Source organism: Paenibacillus contaminans (assembly GCF_003285015.1).
Lineage (GTDB): Bacteria > Bacillota > Bacilli > Paenibacillales > NBRC-103111 > Paenibacillus_V > Paenibacillus_V contaminans.
In genome coordinates this window covers 1-23,169 of the sequence record NZ_QMFB01000047.1, presented here as the reverse complement: position 1 = coordinate 23,169, position 23,169 = coordinate 1, and the positions used below count along the sequence as shown (strand labels likewise).

The 23,169-nt window shown below is 52.6% G+C and carries 16 protein-coding genes; 3 read left to right on the top strand and 13 right to left on the bottom strand.

Annotation, left to right across the window (positions count from 1 at the left end; translation table 11 throughout):
• Positions 1 to 92: 92 nt before the first annotated feature.
• Complete coding sequence (pdxR, locus tag DQG23_RS38865) at positions 93 to 1,526, top strand: MocR-like pyridoxine biosynthesis transcription factor PdxR (protein ID WP_113036438.1); 1,434 nt, start codon at positions 93 to 95, stop codon at positions 1,524 to 1,526.
• 31 nt (positions 1,527 to 1,557) lie between these two features.
• Here the strand turns inward: pdxR and DQG23_RS43560 are convergent, their stop codons facing one another.
• The 8 genes from DQG23_RS43560 to DQG23_RS38830 form a co-directional block, all read right to left on the bottom strand.
• Positions 1,558 to 1,680, bottom strand: a complete 123-nt coding sequence (locus DQG23_RS43560; RefSeq protein WP_272949090.1) for a hypothetical protein — start codon at positions 1,678 to 1,680, stop codon at positions 1,558 to 1,560.
• A gap of 163 nt (positions 1,681 to 1,843) precedes the next feature.
• A complete protein-coding gene (locus tag DQG23_RS38860) occupies positions 1,844 to 2,596 on the bottom strand; it encodes an amino acid ABC transporter ATP-binding protein (protein ID WP_113036459.1) in 753 nt (250 codons plus the stop codon).
• 43 nt (positions 2,597 to 2,639) lie between these two features.
• On the bottom strand, positions 2,640 to 3,353 hold the full coding sequence (locus DQG23_RS38855; protein WP_113036437.1) for an amino acid ABC transporter permease: 714 nt from the start codon (positions 3,351 to 3,353) through the stop codon (positions 2,640 to 2,642).
• Between the two features lie 21 nt (positions 3,354 to 3,374).
• Positions 3,375 to 4,076, bottom strand: a complete 702-nt coding sequence (locus DQG23_RS38850; protein WP_113036436.1) for an amino acid ABC transporter permease — start codon at positions 4,074 to 4,076, stop codon at positions 3,375 to 3,377.
• A gap of 6 nt (positions 4,077 to 4,082) precedes the next feature.
• The gene (locus DQG23_RS38845) at positions 4,083 to 4,985 is read right to left on the bottom strand and encodes a transporter substrate-binding domain-containing protein (RefSeq protein WP_113036435.1); all 903 of its coding nucleotides are present in this window, start codon (positions 4,983 to 4,985) and stop codon (positions 4,083 to 4,085) included.
• A 22-nt stretch (positions 4,986 to 5,007) separates the two neighbouring features.
• On the bottom strand, positions 5,008 to 6,366 hold the full coding sequence (locus DQG23_RS38840) for an LLM class flavin-dependent oxidoreductase (protein WP_113036434.1): 1,359 nt from the start codon (positions 6,364 to 6,366) through the stop codon (positions 5,008 to 5,010).
• Positions 6,366 to 7,658: an NtaA/DmoA family FMN-dependent monooxygenase gene (locus DQG23_RS38835; protein ID WP_113036433.1), complete on the bottom strand. Its 1,293-nt coding sequence runs from the start codon at positions 7,656 to 7,658 to the stop codon at positions 6,366 to 6,368. The genes DQG23_RS38840 and DQG23_RS38835 overlap by 1 nt, the downstream gene beginning before the upstream one ends.
• A 110-nt stretch (positions 7,659 to 7,768) precedes the next feature.
• A complete protein-coding gene (locus DQG23_RS38830) occupies positions 7,769 to 8,611 on the bottom strand; it encodes a sulfurtransferase (RefSeq protein WP_113036432.1) in 843 nt (280 codons plus the stop codon).
• A 181-nt stretch (positions 8,612 to 8,792) separates the two neighbouring features.
• Here DQG23_RS38830 and DQG23_RS38825 point away from each other — a divergent pair, with 181 nt between their 5' ends.
• Complete coding sequence (locus tag DQG23_RS38825) at positions 8,793 to 9,980, top strand: helix-turn-helix domain-containing protein (protein WP_113036431.1); 1,188 nt, start codon at positions 8,793 to 8,795, stop codon at positions 9,978 to 9,980.
• 319 nt (positions 9,981 to 10,299) lie between these two features.
• Here the strand turns inward: DQG23_RS38825 and DQG23_RS38820 are convergent, their stop codons facing one another.
• From DQG23_RS38820 to DQG23_RS38800, 5 genes are all read right to left on the bottom strand, one after another.
• On the bottom strand, positions 10,300 to 10,725 hold the full coding sequence (locus DQG23_RS38820) for a PH domain-containing protein (RefSeq protein WP_113036430.1): 426 nt from the start codon (positions 10,723 to 10,725) through the stop codon (positions 10,300 to 10,302).
• Between the two features lie 169 nt (positions 10,726 to 10,894).
• Positions 10,895 to 16,393, bottom strand: coding sequence for an S-layer homology domain-containing protein (locus DQG23_RS38815; protein WP_113036429.1), 5,499 nt, complete (start codon positions 16,391 to 16,393; stop codon positions 10,895 to 10,897).
• A gap of 84 nt (positions 16,394 to 16,477) precedes the next feature.
• Positions 16,478 to 18,103 (bottom strand): extracellular solute-binding protein, encoded by a 1,626-nt coding sequence (locus tag DQG23_RS38810; RefSeq protein WP_113036428.1) that lies wholly within the window; start codon positions 18,101 to 18,103, stop codon positions 16,478 to 16,480.
• A 133-nt stretch (positions 18,104 to 18,236) separates the two neighbouring features.
• Entirely contained in the window at positions 18,237 to 19,112 is an 876-nt protein-coding gene (locus tag DQG23_RS38805) for a carbohydrate ABC transporter permease (RefSeq protein ID WP_113036427.1), read from the bottom strand.
• Positions 19,113 to 19,125: 13 nt separating this feature from the next.
• Positions 19,126 to 20,097, bottom strand: a complete 972-nt coding sequence (locus DQG23_RS38800) for an ABC transporter permease (RefSeq protein WP_238178234.1) — start codon at positions 20,095 to 20,097, stop codon at positions 19,126 to 19,128.
• A gap of 295 nt (positions 20,098 to 20,392) precedes the next feature.
• Here DQG23_RS38800 and DQG23_RS38795 point away from each other — a divergent pair, with 295 nt between their 5' ends.
• Positions 20,393 to 22,720, top strand: a complete 2,328-nt coding sequence (locus tag DQG23_RS38795; RefSeq protein WP_113036426.1) for an AraC family transcriptional regulator — start codon at positions 20,393 to 20,395, stop codon at positions 22,718 to 22,720.
• Positions 22,721 to 23,169 lie beyond the last annotated feature (449 nt).

The window sequence follows — 23,169 nt, the reverse complement described above, 5'->3', positions numbered from 1 at the left end:
TGATTTCTTTTTCAATCGGATGTTATGATAAAAAACAAGGATAAACGGCTGCCGATGCCGTTTATATGCACCATCAACAGGGGGGTGACATGATGTGGAAACCGGATCGAAAAAATGACCAACCGCTTTATCAGCAAATTGCCGACGATCTCGAGCGGAGAATATCATATGGAGAATTTCCGCCGGGCAGCCTGCTGCCTTCCGAACGAAAATTGGCCGAGCAGCTTGGCGTCAATCGAAGCACGGTCATTCTTGCTTATGCGGAGCTTCGCGCGATCGGCATCATCGAAAGCCGGACGGGAAGCGGAACGCGGGTAAGTAAATTCAAATGGGGAGCTACGCCGAAGCATACCCCTAACTGGCATCGTTATGTCGAGGGCGGGAGCTTCTTGCCGAATGTGCCTTTTCTGCGCCGCATCCGGGAAGCGCTCCAGCAAGACAAAACGCTGATCGATTTTGCAAGCGGAGAGCTGGCGTCGGATCTTGCGCCTGCGCAGGAAATCAACAGGCTTATGGAAGAAAGCAGCCGCACGGAATATTTCGGATACGACAATCCGCAAGGGTTTGTTCCGCTTAGGGAAGCGCTCGTTTCTTTTCTGGGGAAATATCGGGGAATTCAAACCTCGGCATCGTCGATTCTAATCACATCCGGCTCTCAGCAATCCTTATATTTAATCACCCAATGCTTGCTGGCTCCGGGAGATGCGGTTGCCATCGAAGATCCTTCTTACTGCTATTCGCTGCCCATGTTTCAATCGGCCGGGCTGCGATTGTTCCGGCTCCCCGTCGATCATAAAGGGGTACGGCCCGAGGATGTGCGCGCGCTCTATAAAAAACACCGCATCAAGATGGTGTTCTTGAATCCGAATTTTCAGAATCCGACAGGCAGGCTGCTCGATCCGAACCGCCGCAGCGAGCTTCTGGAGGTTGCCAGCGAGCTGGGCCTTCCCATTGTCGAGGACGATCCGTTCAGCTTGACCGCTTATGACGGGGTGCCGCCGCTGCCGCTTAAGTCCGACGCTCCGACCTCGGTGCTCTACATCGGCTCCTTCTCCAAAATAGCCGCATCAGGGCTGCGTGTCGGATGGATGGTCGCACCGCATTCCGTAGTCGACCGGTTGTCGGATGCGAGGCAGCAGATGGATTTCGGACTAAGCGTCGTGCCTCAAAATCTCGCTGCGCAATTTTTGATGTCTCCTTATATTCAACCCCACCTGGAGCGTCTGCGGATGAATCTGCTCTACAAGCGCGATCTGGTCATAGAAGCGCTGCGAAACGAGCTGCGGGACCTTGTCAGCTTCACGGTTCCGCAAGGCGGCTTGCATCTGTGGTGCAAAATTATACCCGAGGTGAACGATAATAAGCTGCTGGAGGAAGCTATCCGAAACGGCGTGATCTTCGTGCCCGGCAGCGTGTACGGCTCGGATTCCGGTTTCGTTCGTTTTACTTTCGCAAGACCGAAGGCGGATGAAATCGTTTCGGGCATTTCCAAATTCGCCGCCGCCTTGCGGAGCGTTCTCGGTTAATCGAAGGCCGGATTCAGAACAATGGGAAGAATCATTCCTCGTCGTCTTCCCATTTTTTTGAATAGGCCTTTTTTAAAACCCAAAACGTCATATAACAAACGAGGAAGATGACAATTGCAGAAACGACCCATACGATACCGGGTATATCGACCATCGTTATCCCTCCTGGCTACTATAAATTTTTTTATAGTATAAAGGTAGGGCACAAGGACTATGCTGTCACCATCCATTTCCGCATGAATCGTACCATCCACATGTCCAGCGGCGACCGGGACATGATCGCAGCCGAAGAAAGCCGCGCCCCGCATGCTTGCAGATCAAATCGAGTAGCTCAGCTCCGGCCGAATCCGCTTGAGAAACTGCTTCGTGCGCTCCTCCTTCGGATCGCGGAACAGCTCGTTCGGCTTGCCTTCCTCCACGATAACGCCTTCGTCCATAAACACGACGTGACTCGCAACATCCTGCGCGAAGCTCATCTCGTGGGTCACGATGATCATCGTGATTCCTTCCTTCGCGATTTTGCGAATGACCGCCAGCACTTCCCCGACAAGCTCCGGGTCGAGCGCGGAGGTCGGCTCGTCGAACAAAATGACCTCGGGATTAAGCGCCAGCGCCCGGGCTATGCCGACTCGCTGCTGCTGGCCGCCGGACAACTGGGACGGGTAAGCGTCCAGCTTGTTCGCCAGCCCTACCTTTTGCAGCAGCTCGACGCTCCTTGCCTTTGCCTCTTCCTTCGGAAGCTTCTTCACGACCACGAGTCCTTCCATTACATTTTCCAGCGCGGTTTTATGCTTGAACAAGTTGTACTGCTGAAACACCATTGCCGACTTTTGTCGAAGCCGGTGAATGTCTTTCTTGCCCGCGCGCTTGCAGTCGACGGCGAAATCGCCGATGGCGATGCTGCCTTCGTCCGGCTTCTCCAGATAGTTCAAGCAGCGCAGCAGCGTCGTTTTTCCCGAACCGCTCGGACCGAGAATGGCGACGACATCGCCTTTCCGCACCGTCAAATCGATGCCCTTCAGCACCTGATGGCGGCCGAAGCTTTTTTTGATGTTGGACACGGTAATCATGCCGTGCCGCCTCCTTTCGTAAATCGTATTGCCCGTAAGCCGTTCATGCGGCGATTTTCCGCTCATGACGGCTGAAACGGGCCTCAAGCCAAGCGAACAGCCTCTCGCACCCCCAGCAAATGATCCAGTATATGACGGAAGCGTCGACGTACATTTCCAAGTACCGGTAGCTGTCGCCGGCCAAGATTTTGGCCTCGGCCATCACCTCGACGACTTTGATCGCGAAGGCGAGCGAGGTCCCTTTGATCAAATTGATGAAAATGTTGCCCAAATTCGGGAGCGCGACGGCTAACGCCTGCGGGACGATGATTCTGACGAAGCCTTGGGATGCGGTCATTCCGACAGACAACGCCGCTTCCATTTGTCCGGAATCGGCTGCGCCCAGCGCTCCACGGATCGCCTCCGATTGGTATGCCGCCGAGTTGACCGTAAACGCCAGCAAGGCAAACGCCAAGGGGGACATTTCCTGCACCGGCAGCTGCCAGCCCCATTCCCGGTTCAATAGTTCGATAAAGGACGGCGTCCCGTAAAACACGATGTAAATTTGCACGAGCAGCGGGGTTCCCCGGATGAACGAAACGTACAGCGCGCAAAGCTTGCCCAGCACCGGCACTTTATACATTCTGCAAAGCGCGATGGCAAATCCGAAAAGCGTACCGAGCAGCATCGAGACGACCGCTATAAGAAGCGTCGCAGGCACGCCCTTCAGAACGTCGGGAAATTTCTCGATGGCGTATTCCAAGCTGAAATTGGCCAATGCTGGCCCTCCCTTCCTTCCTTATCTCGCGATGCCGGCGTGACCTTTTTTGAAGCTTTTTTCCAGCCGGCCGAAGCTTTTCTCGATCAAGATGCTCAGCACCCAGTACATCAATGAGACGATTATATACACCTGAATGATATTCGCCCCGTAGTTGTTTCCGAGTATGATCTGCACTTGGCCCATAATGTCCGTAATCCCGATCGAGAAGGCCAGCGACGTTTCCTTCAGCAAAATAATGAGATTATTGCCCAAATTCGGGATTGCGATGCCGAAAGCTTGCGGCAAAATAATGCGCCGGAGCGACTGGAAGTAGCTCATTCCGACGCTGTACGCGGCCTCCTGTTGGCCGCTGCCTACCGCCAAATAGGCGGACCGGATCACTTCGGAGAAAAAAGCCGCGCTGTGCAGCGAGAACGTAACGACGGCAAAAATCATTTTATCCCAGCCGTTCACATCGACCCCGAATACGAGGAGCAGCTGCGGCAGCCCGTAATAGACGAGAAACAGCTGGACGATCGTCGGCGTGCACCGCATGAACGACAAGTAAAACGTCGCGATGGCGTATGAGATTTTTCTTTTCCGGATTCTGACGAGAGCGATGATAAACCCGAGCAGCAGTCCGAAAAGCAGGGATAACAGCAAAATCGTAAGCGTAACGGGCAGCCTTTCGGCGATTCGCTGGATCAGCTTCAGAGTCGTGTCAATGCCGGAGCCGTTCATGTCGGGTTAACCGTCTTTCCGGAATTTATAACCTTGCTGCACGTACTCCAAGCTTTTGTAGACGTCCACCTTGAACCATTTCTCCGAAAGCTTCGGCAGCGTTCCGTCTTTGATCAGCTCCTGGGTAACCGTATCGAACTTTTGGGCAAGCTCCGTCTGGTTTTTGTTAAAGAGCAAATATACCGGCTCCTTGGACACGACACCGCCGACTTTCAAATTCAAGTTCAGCTTCTTCACCACGTCTTCAAAATGAACGACGTTGAGCAAATGCGCGTCATACTTGCCCGATTCGACGAGCTTCAGATCGTCTGCCGGCGTCGTTTTGTCGACGTCTTCGATTTTGACCTCCCTGCCCGGGTGGTTGAGATTGTAGTCTTTCAAAATGTAGCGGAAGCCGGAAACCGGCGTCATCGGAACAAGCTTTTTGCCGACCAGATCATCCAGCGTTTTGATGTCGTTCCGGTCCGGTTTTACGGCCAGTGCCGTAATCGAATAGCCGAATTCCTGTTTCGGGTACAAATATTTTTTCTCGCGCTCCGGATTTTTGAACCAGAAGTTGGCTGCGAACGCGTACTTGCCGGAGTCGGTACCGATCAGTTGGCCTTCGTTATCCGCCGGCTCGTATTCGAATTTATATTCCGGCAGTTTTTTCTCAAGCTCCTTCAAGTAGTCGATAATAAAGCCGGCCGGCTTATTGTTTTCGTCCAGATAGCTGAACAGCGGAACGGGAACGGTATTAAGCGACGCCTTGATCACTTTGGGCGCTCCTTTCGCGGACGGCGAAGCTGCTGCCGCAGCCGAGCCGCTTGGCGAGCTTTCCCCCGCACCGGTTGTAGAAGATTTCGCGCAGCCTGCCGCAAACGTAAGAAGCGCCAAAGCAAAAATAAGGTAAAGTCGGGCCGTTTTCATGGGGTTGTTCCTCCTCGTATTTTTATGTGGATGATTGGACGCCGAGCGCCGACCAACGGTTGGCCGGGGCCGTCAACCCGAGATGGTCGCGCAGCGTGCTGCCGGAATAGTCGGTGCGGTAACGGCCTCTTTTTTGCAAAATCGGGACGACGTGATCGACAAACTCCTCCAATCCGCGAAGGTAGTGGGACGGCATAATGTTGAATCCGTCGCATGCGCCGTTGTCCAGCCATTCCTCCATCAAGTCCGCCAGCCGCTCCGGCGTTCCCGCGAACGTATGATGCCCGCCTGCGGCTACGACGTGCTTGCTCATTTGCCTTACAGTCAACTTTTCGCGCTGGGCCAAATCTTTCAAAAGCTGCAGGCGGCTTTTCTTGTTGTTGTTGCTCTCGGCGTCGATTTCCCAATACGGGAACAAACCGTCCAGCGGATACGAAGACAAGTCGACGTCGATCGTGCCGGACAGCGTTTTGACGGCGATCTCGGGCAGCACCAGCTCGTTGAAATACTCTTCCCGCTGCTTCGCTTCGCGTTCCGTCGAGCCTATAATCGGAGCGAGCCCCGGCAAAATGTGAAGCTGCTCCGGCCTGCGCCCGTACTGTCTCAGCATCCCTTTCAGATTGGCATAGTAGGCCTTAGCGTCCTCCAGATTGTCTTGTGCGGTAAAGACGACCTCGGCCTTTTGGGCCGCGAATTTCAAGCCGCTCCCCGACGACCCCGCCTGAAAAAGCACCGGATGCCCCTGAACCGGGCGCGGGACGTAAGAAGCGCCGCTCATCGCGAAAAATCGGCCCGAATGATCGATGTCATGCACCTTCGCGGGATCGGTATAAAGCCCGAAGCTCCGCCCGGCCGCCAGCGCGTCTTCCTCCCAGCTGTCCCACAGCTTCATCGCGACTTCGACGAATTCGTTCGCTCGTTCGTACCGCAAAGCGTGGTCCATATGGGCATCCTTGCTGAATTGGGACGCGATGCGCGGATCTTGGGAGGTGACCATGTTCCAGCCTGCCCGCCCTCCGCTCAAATGATCCAGCGTTGCGAATCTCGCGGCAACATGGAACGGATCGTTGTACGTCGTGGACAGCGTGGCCGTCAAGCCGATTTTCTCCGTCACGGACGCCATGACCGACAGCAGCGTCAGCGTATCCGGCGTCGGGATCGAACGCTCCTCGGCCGCCTTTCCGTTCTGCTCGCCGATGGCGATTTGCTCGAGCACGAGAATCGTATCGAACTTCCCCCGCTCCGACAGCTTCGCAAAGTTGTGATAAAAGGTCATGTCGAGCAGATCGGCCTCGGTCTCCGGATGCCGCCATCCTCCGACATGCTGGCCGGTATTAAGCAGAAACACGCCGAGATGAAGCTGTTTTTTGTCGTTTCCCATCAATACCCCTCCTTGCTTATCCGCACGTTCACCGGGAGCGGAAGCTCGAGATGCTCCCGAAGCGTAGACCCGCTGTATTCGGTGCGGAAAAGTCCTTTGCTTTGCAGCGCGGGGACGACTTGGCCGACGAATTCGTCCAATCCCCCGGGCAGCACCGGAAGCTCGAGATGAAACCCGTCGCTGCCGTAAGCGTCGTACCACGCTTCCATCCAGTCGGCAAGCTGCTCCGGCGTTCCTATGAACACGCGGTTTCCCTTTACTTCCAAGGCCCGGCGGCCGAGCTCGCGCAAGGACAAACCTTCGAGTCCGGCGGCTTTTACCGCCTCTCGCAAGCCGGGAATGGCTGGAAGCGGGCCGCTTTCGGAATAACCTGTCAAATCCGTATGGAACAGATCGGATAAAAAAGCTAACCCCTCCTGCGGATCGGCAAGCTCCCGCAGCTCGGCCGCTTTGCGCCGGGCTTCCGCCTCGGTCGCCCCCAAAATCGGCGTAACGGTCGTCAGCACCTTCGTGTGATTAGCATCGCTGCGTTTCTTAAGCTTCGCGTAAAAATCCGCCGCTTCGCCCAGTGAAGGCCTCGAGCTGAACACGATGTCCGCCGGATCCGGAAACGTATTTTCGAGAATAGAGCTCCTCCCGATGCGGACCGGATGCCCTTGGGGCGGGCGCGGTATGCTTAACGGGCCACGCACGCGAAAATGATTCCCGGCATGTTGAATCACATGCACCTTGCCCGAGTCGATATAACGTCCTTGCTCCCTATCGGCGATGACCGCCCCTTCTTCCCAGCTGTCCCATAGCCTAGCCGCCACTTCGACGAACTCCCTTTTGCGCTCAAGCCGTTCCTCGCGGGACAGCTCCGGCGGGCCGCCGAGACGGCGCCTCGGCTCGAGAATATCCGTCTCGCTCGCCAGCCATGCCGTCCTTCCGCCGCTCAAATGATCCAATGCGGCCAATTGCCGGGCGACGGCGAACGGCTCGATGACCGATGTGGACACCGCGGCTCCCAGCCCGATGCGCTCCGTGACCGAAGCGAGCGCTCCCAGCAAGGTGAAAGGCTCCAAAAGCAGCCCCGGTTCACTGCCTGTTGAACGAAGCCGGTCGCCGACGAAAGCGTGGTCGAGAAACAGCAGATCGAGCTTCGCGTGCTCGGCCGTTTGCGCCAGTTTGTAAAAATAAGCCGGGTCATGCAATTTTTCCGTTTCGGCTTCGGGATGACGCCAGCTCCCCGAATGATAACCCGCGCCCTGCACGGACACCGCGAGATGCAGCCGGCCTTTTCTTTTGCCCATGTTCGTTCACGATTCCTTTCCGCTTTATGTGCTCTTAACGGCAAAAGGCCAAGACATTCGCCGCATTGCGCGCAGCGAAGATCTCGGCCTCCGGTTTTCCGGTCAGCTGATTATATTTGTTCCGGCCCCGGAGCGATCGGGTTTTCCGGGTACGATATCCAGTCGCTCCAGCTGCCGCCGTACAGCTTGACGTTCGGGAACCCCGCTTCCGTCAAGGCGAGTATGTTCGGACATGCGGTAACGCCCGACCCGCAGTAAACGACGATTTCTTTCGACGCGTCCAGCTCTTTGAATAATTGTTTCAGCTCCGCCTGCTCCTTCAAAGCGGCTTCGGCCGTAAAGCCTTCCTTCCAAAAATAGTTCGCCGCCCCCGGGATATGGCCGCCTATTTTATCGATCGGCTCCTCGAGACCCAAATATCTTTTGGGCTCGCGCGAATCGACAATGACCGTATCCGGCCGGCCCAATCTTTGCCTGACCTGATCCGCGTCCAGCAGCCATCCTTCCTGCAACTGTGGACGAAACTCGTTTCCCTTCGGATGAGGAATATCCGTCGCGGTCTCAAAGCCAAGGCTATTCCACCTTGAGTAACCGCCGTCCAGCACATGCACCCGGGAATGTCCGTAATACTTCAAAATCCACCAAAGCCTAGACGCCATCGCTCCCCCTTGATCGTCATAAACGACGACCGTTTTCGTTTCGTCGATTCCCGCCTTTCCCAGCTTTGCGGCCAGCTTCCCGGCCTCCGGCAAAGGATGTCTCCCTCCATGCACATCGACAGGATCCGATAAATCCCGTTCAAGATCGAAATAAACGGCTCCCGGCAAATGGCCGGCATCGTATGCTTCTTTTCCGGCATCAGGCTTGCCAAGAACAAACCGGCAATCCGCAACGACAATTTCATTATTGTTTAATCGTTCGCGGAGCCATTCCGCGCTAACCGTGTTCGACAAACGGCTCTACCCCCTTCTTTTAAAAAAAACAATTGAAACTTTATAATTCATATAGATATACTTGGTTTAATAAAAATTAGCATGTGCGTTTCGTTTACGTCAACAAGATGAACATCATTAACGAGCATTGACCAAAACTGACGAAAATGCCCATATTTTCACAAATCGGAGGCTTCGCCGTATGCTTAAAGACCAATTCAACTACATGCACATCCGGGAAGTCATGGATCAACTGGACGTCAGCCGCTCGACGATCGACCGCTGGCGCAAAAACAAACAGCTGCCAAGCGTGAAAATCGGTAAAGAAATATACTTCGACAAAAATGAACTCATGCGCTGGTACAAGGAATTCGGTCAAGTGCGATACCCCTCCCTCACGCCAGCCGAAGGGACGATAAAAATCGGGTATACCACCGTGTCGACGCATATGTGGAGTCCGCTGATCGTTAAGGAGTTCGGCTTGCTCGAGAAGGAGCTGAGACGAATCCGCCCCAAGGACCGGATCGAAATTATATGGCATAAAGCGAAGGACGGCATGGAGCTCGTTAAAGGGCTTGTCGCCGGCACTATCCATATTGCCACCTTCGGCGATTACGCGCTTTCGGTCAGCCAATTGATCGGCAGCCTGCTGCCCGACTTCCGCCCGGTCCTGCTGGCCGCCGGAGGGAAGTCGGCGAACGGCAGCGGATTCGGGCTGGTCGTACCGGCCGGCTTGACGCTGCGCCATATAGCCGAGCTTGCCACGCTGCCGATTGCGACCACATTTCGGACCAACGCGGAGTACCGGTTACGCAAAATGCTTGAAGCGCACGACTTGCCCGAGCTGAACATCATTCACCGCTCCATAGAGGATAGCGTGGAAAGCTTGCGCCAAGGCAGACTGAGCGCCTCGATTATGTGGGAGCCGTTTCTGAGCCTCGTCCATCATCAGCAAATCGGGAAATCGATATTCAACGAGGAATTGGATTTAGGCTTTATGGCCGGCGTTGCCGCCGACGAACGTTGGGTGCAGGCCCATGAGGATTTGACGATCGCCTACTTGAAGGCTCATTTGCTCGCCGGCCGGCTGATCCGGGAGCAGCCGAACCGGGCTGCGGAAGTTTTGGCCCGGGAAACCGGTTTTCCTTCGAACGTAATCTGCCGGGCCGTTTCGAAAATCCGCTGGGATGCCGCTTTGTACTTGAACGATTTGAAGAGGCTGAACGATTTCAACCCCGGCGGTGCCGCCGGCCAAGCAGCGCCCCCTGGGGAGAAAACCGAAATCCGGTACGACACCCGGTACCTCCGCATCGCGGCGCAGGAGCTGAAGCTCCCGCCTCTTCCACCGCTTCCGCTGGAAGGCGCCTGGCGGAAGGAGATCCATTATTAGTTTTGCCTGAGCCGTTCGTTAGTGTAGAAAACCTTATTGTTTATGAGGCTATCCGTACTATTTCGCCAGTAGCAGGCTTGCTCTCGCCCGTTCGTGAGGCAAACTTCACTATTCCTTTCGTTTACCTCACTGATAGTAGCATTTGCCTCATTAACTCGCCGGAACACGGGTTTTGGGCGAGAGATCGTGAGGTTTGCCTTATGAACAGTAAACTTTTCCTTACTATTTCTCCAGAATACAAATCTTCAGCGGCATGGAGCATGCATGAACGGGATAAAGAAGCCTCCACCCCCACTGCGAGTGGAGATAGAAGCTTCTATTATTCTTCGATGCGCGCATGCGGGCATCGCTTTTTCAACTCCGCCAAGAAAGTCGTTTCATCCAATGGCGAAAGATGAATAAAATCATATTTATTAAAAAAAATTTCGACTCTGCGGCTGGAAAGCGCGCTGCTCGCAAGCCAAGAGCTGGTTCGGTTTGCTTTGGCAATCCCGTCGTAAGGAATCGATTTGGCGATCGGTCCGCTACGGACGATCAGTTCCTTCTCGCCAAGCTCATAATTCGTACCTAACCAGAGCCAAGCCATAAATCCGGCAAAAGACGTACAAAGCACAAAAATAATGCTCCCGCCGATGTAGCCCGCTCCTTCCTTGAATAACGGCGACAACCCTGCGCCAACCAGCAAAAGAATGCTTATCCAAATGACGATCGACAGCCATAGCTCCTTCCTCGAAACAAACTTCACCCGCGTCCCCTCCCGAGTCTTCTCTTCTATTTATGGAACTTGTTACTAATTAAGCATGCTTTGCTATATAGTAACAAGTTTGTTCATCTAATAAAAGAACCGCTAGCAGCCAAAAAGAAAATGGCTGAGCAGCCACAGCGAGCTGCCCAACCATTTATAATTGAAACATCTACCTCATTCTTTCCAGCAAGTTGTATATTGCTTGGACGCTTTCCGCGCGGCTTGCCGTGTTTAACGGATCGAACGTATTCGATTGTTTGCCTTGCACGATGCCAAGCTCTCTGGCAATCTCGATGAGCGGCAGCGCCCAGCTGCTGATCGTCTCTTCATCGGCAAACGCCTCGGAAGCGCCGTTCGACGCGGCTTTCTTGCCTGTTCGGATTTCATAGGCGCGAAGCAGCATAACCGTCATTTGCTCCCGGGTTACCGATTCGAGCGGCGCAAAGCGATTTTCGTCTACGCCGTTCACCAAGCCGGCAGCCGCTGCTGCTGCGACCGCTTCCGCATACCAGTCGTCAGCGCCCACATCGGAGAAGCTCGCTGTCGCTCCAGCTTTCAATTGCAGCAAACGAACGAGCAATGCCGCAAACTCGGCACGCGTAACATTTTGCTGCGGAGCAAAGCTTGTATCGTCAACTCCCTCAATCACATGCTGAGCCGCCATCACTTTAATGACTCTGGCAGCCCAGAAGCTCGCCGGAACGTCGGTAAAGGTTTTATCGAATGCAAGCATGACGTATTGGCCGGCATGGCTCGCTTCCGCGATCATCCACTCTCCGTCAATTTTGCCGCCGACATAGGTCAGTTGACCGTCCTCTCCGATCAAGTAGACTCCCAAAAGCTGTCTGTCCGCATCTGCCGGAACCTTAAACGTAATGCTCGGATTGACTCTTTCAACCGGAATGCGGGTGCCGTCAGCCGCAATTAGCGACATGCCGACAGTAATTACCTTGCTGGCAGGATTAAGCACGGCATGCGCTTGGCTTGCCGCTTTGGCGAGCCTATCCGCCGTTTCGTTTTCCGATAAGGCGGCGATTTGCAGCGATAATCTTGCATCCTTGCCTTTGCCCTCAACAGCCAGCCTTAATAGCTCGGCAGACAACTCGATTTTCATATCGCCCGAGATAACGATCAGACGATTGTCGTTCAGCAAATTGCCGGCATCGCCGGACAATAGAATTTCTTCGACGCCGGCAGGAACGACGATTTCCACCTTCCCGTCCTGTGCGGCTTTCAGCTTATCGGCGGAAAGCTCGAGCGTTTTGCCCGGCTCCTTTTGGCCGCCTTGTTCTTTACTTCCGCCTTCCGGCGATGGCGATGGTGTCGGTACAGGCGTTGGTGTCGGTGTCGATGTAACGGTTTGTTTGCTCACCTTAACCTCGAACTTTGCCTCTTTACCACCGTATACCGCTTTAATAACCGTATTGCCTTCCGCTTTCGCTTCAACCTGGCCGCTTGCGGATACGGTTGCCACGTTCTCGTCGCTGCTCGTAAACTGAGCCTGCGTGGTTACATCCGCTGTACCGCTCAGCGAATACTCCGCGGTTACCTTTGCCTGCTGCTTCGTTCCAGCTTCGACAGGAGAGGTCAGACTGCTCAGCGCGATGCTTTGCAATTCGTCAATAACTTCAACCGAGCTCGTTACTTCAAGCTCGAACGTCGCTTCTTTGCCGCCAAAAACGGCTTTGATAACCGCTTTGCCTTCCGCTTTCGCTTCAACCTGGCCGCTTGCGGATACGGTTGCCACGTTCTCGTCACTGCTCGTAAACTGAGCCTGCGTGGTTACATCCGCTGCGCCGCTAATCGCGTACTCGCCGGTTACCTTTGCCTGCTGCTTCGTTCCAGCTTCAACAGGGGAAGTCAGACCGCTCAGCGAGATGCTTTGCAATGGATTCTCATGATCAATCTGTACTTCGATCGTATGCGAGCCTGCAGCCAAATTCAGCGTCACCAGTCGTTGAGATTGATCATAGACGTATTGACCGTTCTCCAGCACTTGACCGTTTACCGTCACTTTTACTGCCCCAGGCGTATAAACGGATACGCTTCCTGCGGATGACGCTTCAATGACGCCGCTAAGTACGCGGCCATCATTCTCCAAAGAAGCCTGCATCATAGAAGCGCCTTGAACGAGCGTCTTCCCGGCATATTGAAGCTGCGTGCCGCGCGTCATATGATAGCCTACCGCCGTTTGTCCGTTATTCAAGCTGACGACCGCCTGGTCAGCATCGCTTTGCACATCATCGATCGTGTATGGAGCCTCGCCTGTTTTGAACAGGACAAGATCCGTTACGCCGGAAGCGTCATCGCGATTCACTTTCGCGCCAGTCGCCCCGTCACCTTGCAGCAAAGAAGCGTCGATCGTCTTTTTGACAGGCTTGATTTCTTGTTCTTTGCCTGCCAAAGTCAGCTCAATTGCGTTAACGCCCATATAAGCGTATGTCGAATTGTCGTTTTTGCCTGCATATTCGAATTTCACGCGATGTTTTCCGGCTTCGAGGTACATTTCCCCAAGCGGGAAAGGATCGGCGGGAGCGACTGCCGCTCCGTACCCGTCATACACTTCGCCGGCTTTTACCCCGTCGATATACGTTTGCCATTTGCCGTAAACCGTGTTTTTGAAGAAATGCCCGTTCAGTTTGTAGTTGCCGGACTCCTTCACGTCGAATTCGAATGTAATGTAATCGCCCTGCTCCGTGCTGCGGTAGAATACCAAGCTTTGACCGAGCGCGGAAACGATTTTATACTCTTTGCCTGACGTATCTGGAGGCGGAAGAAGATCTTTCATATAAACCGAACCCGTCGGAGGAGCGGCTTGCGCCTTCAAAACCGTTAAGAACCGGTACTGATCCGACTTCTCATGGCTTGCGACCTTCGTATAGTTCCCGTACGTTTCCGCTCCCGGATACATGCCTACTGTCATATTCAGCGGTGTCTGGCTCAAAAACTTCGCGTTTAATGTTGCCTTGCCGTTATTGATAAAAAGATCGTTGCCCGCCGCCGGGGTACTGAATTGTCCTTGTTTGCCGTCTACGGCAAATTCCGTAACGCCGCCGTTGAACAGAACCCAGTCGAAGCTTCGAGGCACGTCCGCCTTCAAATCGTCCAAGATGACATAGTAATCCGGTTTGACGTAAACGATATGCCGGTCGAATTTATCCAGCTTCGGATTCCCGTACGCTCCGGCAGCGGATCCTTTCACATAATCGTAGCCAGGCGCAAGCATCCCCTTGGTCATCGTTCCGCCGCCTTTGGACGATTGCCCTTTGCCGTCTACCTGAATCGTGCTGTGACCCAGCTTCATCGTAAAGTCATTTTTGGGGCCGGCCGAAAAATCCGCATATCCGGGATCGGAAGCGATCCATGTGCCGTTCACCGCTATTTGGAAGCTGTTCTGATCGTAATGGTTATGGCCCATTGTCGAACGGTTGGCGATGAAAGCAAGAAGCATGTCGTCTTCTTTCCAGCCCGAGCGCAACGCCGCCCAGCCGATCGTATCCAGCACGGTCGAACTCGGCCACTGCTCCGGAACGGTTATTTTAGCCGATGGGTTAAACTGCAGAAACCTCGTCAGCATGTTCGGATTGCCGCCCGCATTTTGCATATACCAGCCGGCAGCTCCGTTATCCAGCCAGTTGTTGAGTACGGACATGGTCAGCATCAAATAGTTCATTTGGTTGGAGTCGGAGAAATTCGCAAGTCCGCCGCCGCCCGGCGCTTGGAAATAAGCCGCCCAGCGAACGAGGAAGTCGTTCAGGAACGGATGGTTGATCCACTCCTCCAAACCGGTTGTGCGCGATACGACATCGACAGCCTGGATAATATGCTCCATGGAATAATCGGTGTACATAAGACCTTCCTGATGCCCAGACATCCGCACATCCAGGTACCAGTCAAAATAATCCGTTCCTCTCGCCAAATACTTGTTGGCATTCGGATGCTTGCCGAGCAAAGCGGATCCGCCGATTACGAGAGCCGACGTGCGCAATGCTTGGAAGTTGTTGTCCACCTTGTTATTGGAGTCTTTGTACAAAGGCTCCAGACCTTTAGTTGCGAGCGCATTCTCGATGATTGCTCTTTCTGAGTCCGCCATCAAGTCGTAAACGAGATCGTACGCCATCGTCATGCCCAGCGTCAAATGCGCCGTGTCCAAGCAGGAGTTGCCGCAAGCGTACGACGGATCCGTCCATGCATTCCAATTGGCAACCGAAAGCATATAGGAGAGCGCTTTTTCACCGTAAGCCCGATTTTGCGTTACTGCATAAGCCATGCTCAAAACATTCAAACGAACTTCGATCGCCTCGCTCATTGCCGGCCAGTACGGATAACGGCCGCTCGAATTCCATCCCGGAGGATCCGGCCTGACTTCCGGCTGCACAGGCGGCAGCGCATAGGTTACATTAAGTCCGCCGTAATAAGGAAGAGTGAAGCTCGTTTCATTCATGTAGGATTGCGCCGCTTTTTCAAGCTGAGTCCATATCTGATAGCCGGTTGTGCCGAAATATTTCGTCGTATCGTCAGCTGCACGCGCACGCATATCCGCCATATCGTTTTTCGTGAAGTACAGCCGCGGATGGTCCGTTACAAGTACAGGAAACTCGCGTACCGTTTCATTTTGCTTTAATCCGAACTCGACTTTATCGAAATGTACCGAGCCGACATTGCTTGTGTTCATATACATCAACAGCTTGGCCGTTACGGCATTTGCAGGAGCTATGGCATCGATGACGATCTGCTCCCAGCTTCCTGTCTTATACGTCCCGCCGATCCGTACGTCGGGTTCGATTCTCGTCCCCGCTTTGTCATAAAACTGCACGTACATTTCCGAAAAGCTTCCCGGCTCGCTAAAAGCCATAACCGAGGAACGATATTCCTTGCCGGGCTCAACCGGCAAAGCCGGGCTGGTCATCCCGCTGCTTGTACCGTATACGGGATTGCTTACCTTAAGGCTGTATTGCCCCTCATATACCCGATCGGTCACTGAACGAGCGTTATCCGGATTTCCCCATGGTACCCACCTCGTAGGTTTACCGTCCGTTACCAATTCAAAATTCAAGTTCGGATCCGCAGGAACGGATACGCCCAGAAAAGCATCGTCAAAATAAGCGACGCCAACGTTCGCTTTACCCTGCACCAACAAAATCTCCGCTTTAACCGCTCCGGCAGGGGCTTTCATTTCAACCTCCATGAGCGACCAAATCTTCGACGTTTTATTCTCCGTGTTTATGCTGCCTGCATCTTTACCTGCACTATCGTAAAATTTCAGATAAATATTCGAAGTACCCGATTCGTTAAACGTATAAACGGATGCTTTATACGGATTGCCGGGGGTTACATCGACCCTGTCCGTCGTTATTCCGTATGTGCTGGTGCTGCTCGCATCCGTTAGCTTCACGCTGTAAGTTCCGCTGCGTACCGGGGCCGGGCTGTAAACGGATTCATAAACGGCCGAGCCCCAAACCTTCCAGCCCGTCGGTCTTTCTTTGCCGTCCGTCGTATCGGCATAAAGGTCTTCGAAGCCGCTGTTGGGAAGCAGATTGCCCACAACCGGGCCTTCCGCCGCCGACGATACCTTCGAAAGTGAAGCCGGGAATAGTGAGAATAGGAGCAATAAAGCCAACATAATAGCCAGCGGTTTCTTAAGATGCGATTTTCCTATGATTGGCATAGTATTCAACCCTCCAATTAAAAGTGTTCATAGAGGGGCATACGGGCTTGTCTCTCATCCAAGCCCGTTCCCTCTAGAAGTTCTTTATTTCTTCTTATACTTCGTGTACCAGTCGTTCGCTTCTTGCGTCAGCTCGTTCAAGCCGTACTTCGTATTCATTTCTTCTACATACTTGTCCCACTCGTCCAGCTTCTTCTGGCCGGTAATGAATTGAATGGTCGTTTCGCCGATCTTCTTGTCGAGATTCGCTTTGTACTTGCCGTCAGAAGGCAGAGCCGCCCAAACGACTTGCTCGTACTTGTCCGTTACCATCGCATATTTCTTCGCAAATTCGAGCAGCTGAGGGCTCATCGTGTTTTTGCGCACCATGTCGAAGTTGGACATTTGGAATGCCGTACCGCTCGGACCCGCTGCAATAATGCCCTTCTTGTCCTTGAACTCTTCTTTCATCGTCGGCAGGCTCGTTACCGGATTGATATCCCACATTTCGCCCTTGATCCCGAATTGCGCAAGTCTGTAGTACTCCTCGTCCGTGTTGAGCTTCTCGATCATTTCCAGCCATTTGATCATTTTCTTAGGATCTTTCGCTACGTCTTTGCCCAATCCGACCGCAGAGCCGCTCGTTACGCCCCATTTTTCGATACCGCTCAGACCGGTAGGACCGACCAGCGGCATACCCGGCGCATACGTTGCGCTTTCGCCTTGGAGCTTCTTGAAGTTCTGCCAGTTGCCGGAGCCCAGATCGCTCGGATCGTCCGGATTCAGCTTAGGATTGACGTGGTAATAAGTTCCCGGTACGCTGAAGCCGATTTTACCGTTCCACATCGATACCGTGTTTGCCCAATATTGGCCTTTGTTCTCGCCGGTTATGAATTCCGGATCGATAAGTCCGTCTTTGTACCATTTATTCAAAAGCGTAAGCGCATCCTTCATTTCAGGAAGCAAGGAGCTGTATTTCACGCCGCCGTCGCGCTCCATCCAAATGCTCGGCTGCAAGCCGAAAGCGCCGTATACGGCTTTAATGCCGAAGTTCGAAAGCGCATACGTATCCTTCTTGCCGTTTTTGTCCGGATCTTCATTGACGAATTTGTAGAATGCTTCTTCAGCTTCCTTCAGCGAAGCCGGAATTTTATCGATACCGACGTTTTTCAGCCAGTCGTCGCGCCAGATCGGAACGTAGTTGTACGCATCCGACGTAATCATCGGAAGACCGTAAAGCTTGCCGTTTACTTTATAAAATTCCAGAATGTTCTCGCCGCCGTTCTGCTTCACCTGCTTCAGCCAAGTCGGCGCATGCTTCTCGATCAGATCCATCGGAATTTCGGCCAAAATGCCCTGTTGGCTGTACGAGCTGAACAATGCGGGGCTCAGCATCATGACGTCCGGAATCTCGCCGGAGGAAATACGCAGGTTCAGGAGCTCGGCATCCTTGCTGCGATCCAAATAGACGTACTCGATTTTGACATTGAACAATTTCTCGATTTCTTTCGTAACCGCCGAGTTCGGATCCTGCTGCTTATCGTTCTGCGGCTTGATCGTGAGCTTGACCGGCTCCTCCGGCTTCGCGCTTTCAGCCGGCTTCACGCTGGACGAAGGGGATGGCGATCCCGAAGCACCGGTATTTTTGTCTCCGCCGGCACAGCCGGCCAGCGCCGCCATCGCTACCGAAACGGATAGCAACAAGGCGCCGATCTTTTTCTTTTCTTGCATGTAAAACCCTCCTTAAGTTTGTATTATATGAGATAAACCTCTTGCGAGGTAAATCTAAATATTGAGCGGCATAAGCCGCGGCAGTGCTTTGCCGGCCGGCCGATCGCGCAAACGACGGACCGGCCTTTTGGCGTTAGCCTTTGAGGGAGCCTATCATAACGCCTTTGATAAAATATTTCTGAATGAACGGATAGATCATCACAATCGGCAGGGTACCGACGATGATCGATGCCGCTTTGATCGTTTCCGCCGCAATATTGACCGACACGTCGCTGCCGGCCGTACCGTCGAACATCGGAGTCGCTTCGATAATAATCTTGCGAAGAACCATCTGAAGCGGATAGTCCGTACCGTTTCTTATAAAAATCAAAGCGTCGAACCAGGCGTTCCAGTGTGCGACGAGCGACCACAAGCCTATGGTGACGAGAATAGGTATCGAAAGCGGAACCATGATATACGACAATATTCTAAGATCGCTGGCGCCGTCTATTTTGGCGGACTCTTCGATTTCATGCGGGATGGCCATAAAATAGTTGCGCACGATCAGCATGGAGAACGTATTGATTGCGGGCGGCAAAACCAAAGCCCAAATCGTGTTGCCCAGATGCAAGTAATGCTGGATGAGTAAATACTCCGGAATCAGTCCGCCCGAGAAGAACATCGTAAATACGACAAACAGCGTAAAAGCGGAACGGTGCGGCAGCTTTTTGCGCGACAACGGATAGGCAACCAAGACGGTAAGCACCATTTGGATTGCGGTCCCGAGCACCATTCTATAAATGGTGTTTTTGTAGCCGGTCCATATAAACGAATTGTTAAGCACGTGGTTGTAGGCGTCCCATGAAATCTCTTTCGGCCACAGCGCAAACGCCATACGGCTTGCTTCGGCAGGCGTGCTGAGGGAAATGCGGACAACCTCCCATAGCGGATATATCGTAGCAAGCCCGAGCAAAGCCAGGAACACATAGTTAAAGCCTTGAAAAACCTTCTCTCCGGATGTTAGCTTCATAGCATTTCCCCCCTTACCAAAGCCCGTATTCGCTGTATTTTCTCACGATATAGTTTGTTCCGATAACTAATGCAAACGCGATAATATTTTTGAATAAGCCTGCCGCAGTCGAGAAGCTGTACATCATGTTCTCCAGCCCCATTCGATAAACGAAGGTGGATAACACGTCTGAAACCGAATACACGGCGGGGTTATACATATTGAAGATTTGGTCGAAATCGTCATTCACAATGCCGCCGATCGCGAAAATAAACATGATGATGATCATCGGTAAAATAGCCGGCAGCGTGACGTGTATCGTCTGCTGAAACTTGTTGGCGCCGTCCAATACGGCAGCTTCATATTGCTGAGGATCGACTGCCGCTAGCGCCGCCAAGTAAATGATCGTTCCCCAGCCGACTTCTTTCCATATGGAGGAGCTGACAAGCAGCGTTCTGAACCAGTCCGCATCGCCGAAGAAGAAAATCGGATCGAAGCCGAGCGAAGTCAGAATGACGTTGACGATGCCCGTGGAAGGTGAAAGCACATTCATCAAAATCCCTGACAATATGATCCACGACAGGAAGTGGGGCAAATACGTAATCGTTTGTATAAACTTTTTGAAGAAAGCAGCCCTTACCTCATTAAGCAGAAGCGCAAGAATGATCGGAGCCGGGAATGAAAAGATGAGCTTATAGAAGCTGAGCACCAAGGTGTTGCGGAACACGAACCAAAAATCGGGCGAATCCAAAATATCGGAAAAATGCTTGAACCCGATCCAGGGACTCGCGAATACGCCTTCCATAATTCGAAAATCCTTGAACGCTAGGATGATGCCGTACATCGGAAGATATTTGAAAACGATATAATAAAGAATTCCTGGAACAAGCATGAGCAGCAAGTAACGATGCGTATAATATTCCTTCAGCATTCCTTTGCGCCTGTGCATTTCCTTGTGAAGAATCGGTTTTCCGGAAGTCGGCGCTTCCGGGCTCATTGCAGTCATCTGGTATTTCTCTCCTTTACTCCTGTTGCATGAATTTTGTTGATCCATTTGCTGATAGGTTTAATGTAACCGCTTAATGATTCGCTGTGCAGTCCGAAAAACTTACGAAATCCGCTGTTATTTTGGGGAATTCGAAAAAACGAAAACAACGAAAAATTAGAGATATACGCTACTTTTTTATTCTAGGTTTGTCGTTCTCCCGGTTACGTGCTAACATCTAGGTAAGCTGTCCATGAAAGCGCTGACAGCTTTATAAGCATGTCATTTCGTTTAGCCGTTTAGAGGGGGATGTCGGATGCCGCATAAAAAGACACAGAGATGGACTGTCCTTTTCAATCGAAACCAGTACAGAAAAATGCTCGTTTTGTATTCCGCTTTTGCGATCTTCGTCATCGGAATCATTACCTTGATCCTGATCTCCTACTTCAACAAGACGTTATCCAAGGAAATCAACATTTCCAACAAACGATTTTTGACCCAAGTCCAAATTGCCGCGGATACGAGGCTCGCAAATTTGCAGTCTTTCATCTTCGAACGGTTCGTCTCCATTAATAGGGAGAACAGCATTAATACGTTTTTGTCGGGCTCGGCAACCTTCGATCCGGCTATGATCGTCGATTTATATGGCATCGTGTCGGATTATGCCCAACATAACAACTTTATCGATTCGATCTACATCTATCGGATATCGGATGATACGCTCATATCCTCTCGGGAAGGAGTCGTCTTTAACGCTTCCGATCCGGACAATTACAATCAGCGGTATATTAAGGTCGATCCGATTCAAAAGGTGATGGCCTCGAACGACAACGTATATTGGAACAGCCCGCGCGAGAACAGCAAGGTGTGGAGCGACCGGCCGGTCCTCACCCTCGCCTATTCGCTGCCGTTGTACAAGTCAGCCGCGGAGAAAACGGGCGCCGTCATCGTCAACATCGACGAGCAGCGCTTCCTGGAGGCGATCAATCAGTATACCCGGATGGATTACGATCTCGGCATCATCAATCAGGCCGGCGATATTCTTGCGCACAGCGATAAAAATGCGTTAAACGGCACAGCGCACGATCTTCCTTTTATGAACGAGATGGCGGAACGGAAGGAGGGTTTTACAACCGTACAGTTGGACGGTCACATGCAAGGGGTTTCCTGGATTTCTTCGACGATTCACAATTGGAAGTACATCTCGGTCACGCCGATCGAGGCCTTAAATAAACAATTATCGGTAGCCAAGCAGTTTGCCGTAGCCATTTTGATTGCGGTCGTTTTATTTACGCTCGCAGGGCTTCGCATCATTACGAAAAACGTGCACAAGCCCATCCGCCAACTGATGAACACGGCAGCCGGGAAGTTCAATTTGTCCTACGACAATATGAATGAAATCACCTTTATCGACAAAGTCATCACGAGCTTGTCCAGCAAGATGGAAGAAATGGAAGGGACCATTCAGCACAATCAGCCGGTAATCCGGCACAAAATGTTATTCGACTTGCTAATCAATGGGGATTACGGGGGCACGGAAGAGGAGATACGCGAAAAGCTGAAGGTCGCAGGTGTGGAATGGAAGCATGACGGCTTCCTGATCATGGCTACGGAAATACAACCGAAGGAGCTCGTAGGGCTCTCCCCCAAGCAGCGGGAGTTCGTCATCTTCACCTTGATGGAAGCGATCGACGGTTATTTTACGGGCGAAAGCTCGTGCCGGAGCATCTCCGTCAGCCAGAACCGGATCGTGTCCGTCGTGAACTTCGACAGCAGCGAGAAAATTTTACGCGAGCCCCATCTTCTTCTCGAGCTGTGCAACGAGCACGCCGGTCTCAAATGCAATATGGCGATAAGCGAACATACTCCGCAAATTTCCGGCTTGCAGCACATGTATAAGCAGACGGACCATTACTTGCAGTACGGCTTTATATGCGGATATGGCCGGCTGTTCACGCCGGATCTGGTGCGGCAGCAGGAGAATGGCGGGAAATATATGGAGCCGGATGTTTTCGACGAGCTGCTTTCCCACTTGAAAACCAGCAAAAAAACGCAGCTCACCAATCAGCTGACGTATATTTTCAACTTTTTGCAGGAGGAAAAAGTCAGTTACATGTATGTGCAAAACATACTTATGCAAGTGCTAACCATATTCAGTCATGCCGTTCAGGAACGCCGGATCGAGGACAGCGAGCTGGATAAGCATACGATGCTCGCCAAGCTTCGGGAAATGGAGTCGCTCGAAGACTGCCGGCAATGGTTCCTCTCGCTTGCCGCCCGCTATACGGAATGGATGAGCGCGCGCGTCAGCTCGATCGACGAGCAGTTCGTCGCGAACATTTCGCAGTACATTGTAGACAACATCGATAAAGACATTTCGCTGAACAGCGTGGCGGAGCAATTTCATATTACGGCCAACTACCTGAGCAAAATTTTCAAAGAAAGCACCGGCGTCAATTTCTCGAGCTTCGTAACCGGCCACAAGCTGCAAAAAGCGCGGGAGCTGCTGATCAACGACAAAAAAATGAATATTACCGACGTCGCCAACTCGCTCGGCTATTACAATCTCCCTTACTTCAGCATGCTGTTTAAAGAAAAATACGGGGTGACCCCCGTTAAATTCCGCAAGGAGCATGCCGGGTAAGGGCACGGACAGAGCAGGATTTGCCGCACGGTCAAGGGACGGCGAAAACTTCCGAGCAAAAGATGCAACTGCATTGCCGTTGATGACTTGTGTCCGAGAAGATTAGTAAGGCAAAGGCTATCAGTGAGGCAAGCCTCACTATTTCTCGCCGATAACCGTGTTCCGGCGAACTAGTGAGGATAACGCAACTATCAGTGAGGCAAGCTTCACTATTTCTCGCCGAAAACCGTGTTCCGGCGAACTAGTGAGGATAACGCAACTATCAGTGAGGCAAGCCTCACTATTTCTCGCCGATAACCGTGTTCCGGCGAACTAGTGAGGATAACGCAACTATCAGTGAGGCAAGCCACTCTATCTCTCGCCGAAAACAGTGTTTCGGCGAGTTAATGAGGCAAACGCAACTCCCTCTGTTCGTAGCGGTTTTCTCACGAATGCTCGCTCATTCGCAG